Below are 7460 nucleotides of genomic sequence, written 5' to 3' on the forward strand. Positions count from 1 at the left end.
GTGTCAGTTCCCGCGGAGTTTGGTGAGCATCTCGTCGACCTCGCGCTCGACAGCGGTGTCGATCAGGTTGCGCCGGGCCATCCAGTCGTCGTCGAAGACGGTGTCCAGATACTTCTCTCCGCCGTCGTTGACCAGAGCGACCATAGTCGTGCCGGGGGGCACGGAGGACAGCCGGGTCAGCGCCTCGTACACGACGCCGCCCGCGGAGCCGCCGATCAGCAGCCCGGTGCGGGCGGCCACCACCCGGGCGGTGGCGAAGGCCTCGATGTCCCCGACCTTCACGCCCTCGTCGATGAGGTCGAAGTCGACGAGCGCGCCGATCTCGGCGCCTTCGGGGGTTCCGGTGCCGGACTGGTAGTAGTCGTGGGCGGGCCCGCCGAAGGCGATGGACCCCTTGGGTTCGACCCCGACCGTGGTCACGCCGGGGACGGTCTTCCGCAGCTCCCGTACGGTCCCGCAGAGCCCGCCGCCGGTGCCGACGGCTCCGACGAGTACATCGATCCGGCCGTCGAGGGCCTGGTCGAGCTCATGGGCGACGGGGTAGTAGCCGACGGCGTTGGCCGGGTTGTTGTGCTGTTCGGTGAAGACGGCGTTGTCGGCGTCCTTCGCCATCCGCTCCGCCAGCTCCTCCCGGGCGGCGGTGGCGAGTTCCTCGGTGCCGTCGTCCACGACGTACACGAGTTCCGTGCCGAGGGCCTTCATACCGCGCAGCTTGTCGGCGCAGGCGTGGTTGTCGACGACGGCGGTGAAGGTGTAGCCGCGCTCCGCGGCGATCACGGCCAGGCCCAGGCCGGTGTTGCCGGAGGTCGACTCGATGATGCGGCCGCCGGGGCGCAGTTCGCCGCGCTCCTCGGCGTCGAGGACCATCTGCCGGGCCATCCGGATCTTGGCGGTGCCGGTGGGGTTGTACATCTCCAGTTTCAGCAGCAGCCGGCTGCCGGTCCCGGTGCGGCACAGCTCGAAGAGCGGGGTGTACCCGATGAGGTCGGATACTCGGCTGACGACCGCAGGCCGTATGAGTGCGCCCTGTTCAGGGGTGGCTGTCATGAGGATTCCCGGTGGGGTCAGGGGGACGGGTGCCGGTCGAGACGCCAGCGCGGGCGCTCGCCGCCGCGCTCGATCACGATCTTCGGTGGCAGGGGCAGTTCGTGGAACGGGGACTCGTTGGAGTCCATCTGGTAGCCCGCGGTGTTGGGATAGACGAGGAGATCGCCGATCGCGGGCCGTGCGGGGAAGGCCACTTTGCGCCAGGTGAGCATGTCCGATTCCAGACAGCTGGCGCCGCCCACGCACGCGGGGAACGGGCCTCCCGCGGCGGGGCGTGTGCGTGGCACGAGCACCGGGTCCGGCAGGAACTCGCTGTTGAACCACTGTTCGCTCAGGCTGAGGCTGGTGCCGTCCACGGTCACGATCCCGTACGCCCGCGCCTTGACGCCCTGCACGCGGAAGACCGTCGAGCCGGCCCCGTCCAGCAGGGCCCGGCCGGGCTCCAGCAGCAGCGCGACCCCGGCCTCGCGCAGCAGCCCGGCGAGCGAGGAGCCCTCTCCGGCCGGGGTGGCGGCCAGGACGGCGCGCAGGGCGTCGGCCCCGGCGGTGGGGGAGTGGTAGGGGTAGAAGTCCGGGAAGGTCCTGTCCGCGTGGTAGTGCTCGGCGCGCTGCTCACGGGTGAAGCGGTCCCAGTCCTCCGCGGAGACGTAGTCCACCGCGAAGCCCCCGCCGATGCTGATGCGGTCCGCCCGGAGGCCGAGCGTACGGGCGCGGAGGCAGAGGCCGACCAGCTGTCCGGCGAGATCGGCGCGCGGCTGGACGGCGTACCCGGACAGATGAAAGCTGAAGCCCTCCATGTGCACGGTGCCGCGGGCCTCCTGGCAGCGCAGGAGTGCCGCGTCCAGCTCACGGTCGTCGAAGCCGAAACGGCTGTGTCCCTGCGCCGGGGGAAGTCGGCGCAGGAGCAGCCGGGCCGGGCGCAGCGCAGCCGCGTGGGCGATGACGCGCTCCAGCTCGTCGGGGGCGTCGACGGCGATCAGGGCACCCTGGAGGACGGCGGTGCGCAGCAGCTCGTCCGATTTGGCGGGCCCGGTGACGACGATGTTCTCACCGCGCACGCCATGGCCGAGGGCCTCCCGCAGCTCGCCGGCGCTGGCCACGTCCACGCCGGTCCCCGAGACCGCGCAGCGCTCGATCCAGGCGGCGGCCTTGTTCGCCTTCTTCGCGTAGTACACGTGCCCCTCGGTGCCGGTCTCGTCGAGGGCGGCGGTGAAGGCGGCCGTGTTGGCGTCGAAGCGGTCGGGCAGCAGGAAGTGGAACGGCCCGCCGAAGGCGTACGACAGCTCGTGCAGCAGATCCCCCTCCTGGAGTTCGCTCGTCCGGGGGTCATGGTGCGCGGGCAGCGAGAGGGGCGTTTCCGTCACTGCCACAGCGGCACCTCCGTGCCCAGCCCCTGCGCGATGGCGAGCTCGGCGAAGCGGTGGCCGAGGGCGATGTCCGTGACGACGAGACCGCTGTTGTAGGCGAAGATCCGCTCGGCGGGGTCGAGGCGGCCCCGGGCACGTCCGGCGATCACGGCCGGGAACTCCGCGTCCACATCGGGGAAGTTGCCGTCCGCGTCGGCCATGTCGGTGCCGGTGACGGCCATCTGCGCGGCGCTGGTGGCGATCACTCGGTCGGCCCGGTGCAGGGTGGACGGCTGGATGCCGTGTCCGACCAGGATGGAGAGCGCTCCCGGCTTCAGCCAGTCGCCCTCGATCGCGGCGGGGGTCGCGGGACCGGCCGTGGCGACCACGACGTCGGCTTCGGCGGCCGCGGCCCGCAGATCGGTGACGAGCTCCGGCTCGCGGTCGGGGAAGTGGACGGCAAGTTGCTCCCGTACGGCCCGGATGCCGTCGGGGTGGGTGCCGGAGAGGAGCAGCCGGTCCAGGTCGGGCAGGGTGGTCAGCAGGAACGGCAGTGCCAGCCGGCCCTGGGTGCCCGTGCCGACGACCAGTGCGGTGCGGGCACCGGGTGCGGCGCACTCGCGGGCGAGCAGAGCGGAGACGGCGGGCGTACGCAGCGATCCGATCCGCCCGCAGTCCATCATCGCGATCGGCAGGCCGGTGGTGTCGTCGTAGAGCGTGAGTGCCGTGTAGTAGTGCTGCCGGTCGCGGTCGAGCTTCAGACCGTGCTTGTAGGAGGTCTTGACGGCCACGACCTCGCGGGCGCCGTCCCGGCCGAGCATGGCGTAGGAGACGGACCGGCCGTCATCGGGTTTGACGGTGAGTTTGGGCGGGGTGACCGACGAGCCGTCGGCGAGGGCGCGGTACGCCTGCTCGACCACGGAGACGACGTCGGTCAGTCCTATCTCCAGGCCGGCGATGTCGCTCGTGCTGAGGACGCGCAGGGCGCGGTCGGTGTGCTCCACGGGGAACTCCTCGGGTGGGAACGGCGGTCAGACGGGAGCGACGATGGCAGCCTGGCCGTAGCCGTGCTCGTTCCGCTCTCCGGCCGGGCGGGTGCGGCGGTCCGGTACGCGGACCGAGGCGCGCTTGAGCCAGCGGTCGGTCCCGTCGTAACGGGCGCGGAAGGGCACCCGGCCGTGCACCACCACGTCGTTGTCGACGACGAGGACATCGCCCGGCGACAGGCTCACCGCCACGGAGACCCGGGCCAGTTCGTCCTCCAGCCGGGCGTAGGCGGCGCGGTACTCGGCCGGTGCCCGGTCCACCGGGGTGTATGCGGGGTCGAAGCGCATGGTGAGGCCGTCCTCGGACTCCCACAGGGTGGGGACCTGCGGGGGCTCTTCGGTGCTCGCCTGCGCCTCCTCGTAGGAGTCGTCCGGAAGGATCGGCAGCTCGGGGCGGGAGAGCAGCGCGATGTCCTCGGCGGAGAGCGCGGTCCTGCGCACGCTGGCCGCCGTGGTCGCGATGTTGTCGTGGTTGCGCATGCAGCCGAGCATCAGCAGATGGGCCCGGCCGGGATGGAAGGCGTCCTCCGTGTGCGGGCTGAGGAGGACGGTGCTGCTCGCCCCCGTCTGCTCCTGCTCGTGACCGGGTGAGGGGACGATGTTGTGGACGAAACGGCCGTCCTGCTGGCCCTCCCAGGCGATCGGACGGCCCATCACCGTGGCCAGCAGCAGGAGCGTGACGTCCCAGACCGCACCGGCCTCGCCCGCGGTGGACCAGTGTCCCGGGGTGGGGCCGACCGCGCTGTCGTCCACGGTCAGGCCGCGCAGGACGTAGACGCCGTCCGGGGTGTCGACGGGCCGGCAGAGATGGTGGATGCGTTCGCTGAGCGCGGCGGCGGACGCGGGAATACGTTCGAGCAGCGAGGGTGCTGTGGCGGAGCCGCACTCCGCGAGGAGTGCTTCGGCGGTCCGGGTCAGCTCCGAGGCGGAGTCGGCATCCAGCAGACGTACGGGTGCGGCTCCCGTATCCATGTGTGCATCCATCCGTTTCTTTCGGGGGTTCGACCGCACGCGGGCATGGCGAAGTGCGCCTGCGGGGACGCGGGCGCGCCAAGAAGGGAGTTGATCCATGCGGCGTGGGGGCAACGACGGGCCAGAACGTATCAACGGTGCGCCACTAAGGCAAGGCTTACCTAAAGTGAATCATGTCGAACCTCTCGTGTGTCAGCAAGGCGGCACAGAACGGCCGTTGTCGGTTTCGGCCCTTGCATGTTCGTGCCTCATTAGGGTAGGCAACCCTGAGTAAATGAAAGTGCAACATGGATGAAGCGAGGCCGGAGTGGACCTGACGAGACGGCAGATACTGTGGGCCGGTGGCGGGATCGGCGCGGCCGCGCTGATCACCGCTTGCGGGGGCGGCGACTCGGACGCCGGTTCGTCCGGCAAGGGCTCCGGCACGCCCCGCTCCGGCGGCACGCTCCGCGTCGGAGCGCTGGGCCGTGCGAACGCCATCACCCGCGACCCGCACGGTACTCAGTCCAACGAGAGCGACTATCTCGTCATCAGCCTGATCTACGACACCCTCACCGTCCCCGGGGCGAAGACCAATACCGTCGCCCGGCTGGCCAAGAGCTGGAAAGCCGACAAGGACCTGAAGACCTGGCGGTTCACCATCGCCGAGTCGGCGAAGTTCCACGACGGCACCCCCGTCACCGCCGAGGACGTGGTGTGGTCGCTGCGCCGTCTGCGCGGCACGCCCTCCGGCGCCTCCCGTCTCCCGGGTATCAAGGCCGAGAACATCACGGCGGAGGGCAAGAACACGGTCGTTCTGGTCTCCGACTACGCCAACGCCGAACTCCCGCAGCTCACGCGCCTCACCACCTTCGTCCTCAAGAAGGGCACGAAGGAGAAGGAGCTGGCGAAGGCCCCGGGCACCGGCCCCTTCAAGCTCGACTGGTACCGCGGCGGCAACGCGCGGCTCGTCCGCAACGACGACTGGTTCGGCGGCCGGGTCTACCTCGACGCGATCGAGGTGAAGATGTTCGAGAGCCCGCAGGCCATGGCGAGTGCCCTGCTCGCCGGGCAGATCGACCTGGCGTCCAACGTCGGCCCCGTCGCGGCCCGCACCGCCGAGTCCCGCAAGGACGTCAAGGTCGTGCGCCGCCCCGACGACATGGCGATGCCGATCGTCATGCGCACCGCCGACGGGCCCTTCGCCGACCCCCGGGTGCGTGAGGCACTGCGCCTCTCGGTCGACCGGAAGGCCATGGTCAAGCAGGTCCTCAGCGGATACGGCAGGGTCGCCAACGATGTGATGGGCACCGGCGACCCCGCGTACGCCAAGGACCTGCCGCAGCGCACCCGGGACCTCGCCAAGGCGAAGCGGCTCCTCAAGGCGGCCGACTTCGACCTCTCCAAGACGTATGTCCTGCACACCACGGAGGACATCCCCGGGCTCGCCGAGTCGGCCACGCTCTTCGCCACACAGGTGCGCGAGGCCGGGGTGAAGGTCAAGGTCGTCAAGCAGGAGTCCGCGGCCTTCTGGGACAAGACCTGGCTCAAGGGCGATCTCTACACGTCCTACTGGGGCACCAACGACTCCGTGGTCTTCTTCGCCAGCAAGACCATGTACTCCGAGTCCGCCCAGAACGAAGCCGACTGGCACGACAAGGAGTTCGACGCGGCGTACAAGAAGGCCGTGCAGACCGCCGATGCGAGCGAGCGGGCGAAAGTCCTGCACGAGTTCCAGGAGATCGAGCACGAGCGCTCCGGCTATCTCCTCTGGGGCATGGCCGACGGCATCGACCTCGCCGCGCCCACGGTCCGCGATCTGCCCGAGCTGCCCGGTTACGGGCGGGTCCAGCTCGAGCGGACATGGCTGGACCGCTGAGCGCGGACGAGGCCGTGGGGGACGGGATACGGCCCGCCTCCCCCGCGGCCGGTCTCCGTCTCGCCGGACCCGCGCTGCGGCTCGGCGGACTGCTGGCGCGCCGGGCGCTGCTGCTCGCCGCGCTGCTCGCGCTGGTCTTCGTCGCCGTCGAACTGCTGCCGGGTGACGCGGCCGACGCCACCTCCGAGCGCGGAGAGACCGCTGCCGACACCGCTCGGCGGCGCGAACTCCTCGGCCTGGACCGCCCGGTGACCGAGCGCTTCCTCGACTGGATGACCGCCCTGCCGACGGGTGACCTCGGGATGTCGGCGCGGGGCGAGCGGGTAGGGGATCTGCTGTCCGGTCCGTTCCCCAACACGCTGCTGCTGGGCGGGCTCGCACTGCTGGTCACGGTCGTCGTGTCGCTGGGGCTGGGCTGCTGGGCCGCGCTGCGCCCGGGGCGTGCGGTGGACCGTACCGTCTCGGCCACCGCCACCGCCGTCCTCGCGCTGCCGGAGTTCGTGGTCGCGGTCGCACTGGTGCTGGTCCTCGCGCTGTGGATGGACCTGCTGCCCGCCGTCACCACCGCGGGCGCCGATGGAACGCCCGCCTCCGGGGAGATGCTGGTCCTGCCGGTGCTCGCCCTGGCGATCCCCCAGATCGGCTGGAACACCCGGATCGTACGGGCGGCTCTCGCCGACGAGGCGAAGGCGCCGCACGTCGAAACGGCCGTCCTCGACGGGCTCCCCCCGCGCCGTGTCCTCGGCCACCACCTGCTGCCCGGTGCCCTCCCGGCCATCGCGACGGGCCTGGCCACATCGACCGGCATGCTGCTGGGCGGAGCCGGGGTGGTGGAGACGTTCGTCAACTACCCGGGCGTGGGGGCCGTCCTGGCCGGCGCCGTGGCCGACCGGGACACCCCGGTCATCGCGGGCGTGGTGATGGTGACCGGCGCGGTGATCACCTGCGTACTGCTGCTCGCCGACCTGGTGCGGGCCCGAGCGGCCGGAGGCCGGATATGACGTCACGGCGGTCGGGAGCGGAGCGGGGCGGAACGGCCGGAGCGGGCCCGGCCGCCGAGAAGACCACGGACGGGCCCGTGGCCGCGGAGAGCAGCACCGTGCCCGGCCGGATATCCAGATGTCCGGACCCCGCCGCGACCTCGTCCGCGGCGGGGTCCGGCACACCCCGCGCCGCAGGCGCGCCGCCCAC

Annotated in this window: 6 protein-coding genes and 1 pseudogene; 3 read left to right on the forward strand and 4 right to left on the reverse strand. The window is 71.3% G+C overall.

Annotated elements, in window-relative coordinates:
- Positions 1 to 3: 3 nt before the first annotated feature.
- The 4 genes from ACTWQE_RS26355 to ACTWQE_RS26370 are packed head-to-tail and all read right to left on the reverse strand — an operon-like array spanning position 4 to position 4411.
- Positions 4 to 1047 (reverse strand): cysteine synthase family protein, encoded by a 1044-nt coding sequence (locus tag ACTWQE_RS26355; RefSeq protein ID WP_443331544.1) that lies wholly within the window; start codon positions 1045 to 1047, stop codon positions 4 to 6.
- A 17-nt stretch (positions 1048 to 1064) separates the two neighbouring features.
- Positions 1065 to 2417, reverse strand: a complete 1353-nt coding sequence (locus ACTWQE_RS26360; protein WP_443331546.1) for an alanine racemase — start codon at positions 2415 to 2417, stop codon at positions 1065 to 1067.
- Positions 2408 to 3397 carry an ornithine cyclodeaminase family protein gene (locus ACTWQE_RS26365; protein WP_443331547.1) on the reverse strand — a complete coding sequence of 330 codons (990 nt, stop codon included), beginning with the start codon at positions 3395 to 3397 and terminating at the stop codon, positions 2408 to 2410. The genes ACTWQE_RS26360 and ACTWQE_RS26365 overlap by 10 nt, the downstream gene beginning before the upstream one ends.
- Before the next feature lie 27 nt (positions 3398 to 3424).
- The gene (locus tag ACTWQE_RS26370; RefSeq protein WP_443331548.1) at positions 3425 to 4411 is read right to left on the reverse strand and encodes a TauD/TfdA family dioxygenase; all 987 of its coding nucleotides are present in this window, start codon (positions 4409 to 4411) and stop codon (positions 3425 to 3427) included.
- A 307-nt stretch (positions 4412 to 4718) separates the two neighbouring features.
- On the opposite strand from ACTWQE_RS26370, the gene ACTWQE_RS26375 reads away from it, so the two are divergent.
- From ACTWQE_RS26375 to ACTWQE_RS26385, 3 genes and pseudogenes are all read left to right on the forward strand, one after another.
- Positions 4719 to 6269: an ABC transporter substrate-binding protein gene (locus ACTWQE_RS26375; protein WP_443331549.1), complete on the forward strand. Its 1551-nt coding sequence runs from the start codon at positions 4719 to 4721 to the stop codon at positions 6267 to 6269.
- Positions 6254 to 7270, forward strand: coding sequence for an ABC transporter permease (locus ACTWQE_RS26380; RefSeq protein WP_443331550.1), 1017 nt, complete (start codon positions 6254 to 6256; stop codon positions 7268 to 7270). Before ACTWQE_RS26375 ends, ACTWQE_RS26380 begins: the two co-directional genes overlap by 16 nt.
- Positions 7267 to 7460 (forward strand): annotated as a pseudogene (locus ACTWQE_RS26385) (hypothetical protein); the annotation flags it as partial. The gene ACTWQE_RS26380 and the pseudogene ACTWQE_RS26385, both read left to right, overlap by 4 nt.

Origin of the sequence: Streptomyces sp. 8N706, assembly GCF_052245415.1 — a bacterium.
Taxonomy (GTDB): domain Bacteria; phylum Actinomycetota; class Actinomycetes; order Streptomycetales; family Streptomycetaceae; genus Streptomyces.

Excerpts from the sequence above, each read along its gene's own strand:
- ACTWQE_RS26370 (WP_443331548.1), bottom strand. The coding sequence starts at position 4,411 with ATGGATACGGGAGCCGCACCCGTACGTCTGCTGGATGCCGACTCCGCC.
- ACTWQE_RS26380 (WP_443331550.1), top strand. The coding sequence starts at position 6,254 with ATGGCTGGACCGCTGAGCGCGGACGAGGCCGTGGGGGACGGGATACGG.
- ACTWQE_RS26355 (WP_443331544.1), bottom strand. The coding sequence starts at position 1,047 with ATGACAGCCACCCCTGAACAGGGCGCACTCATACGGCCTGCGGTCGTC.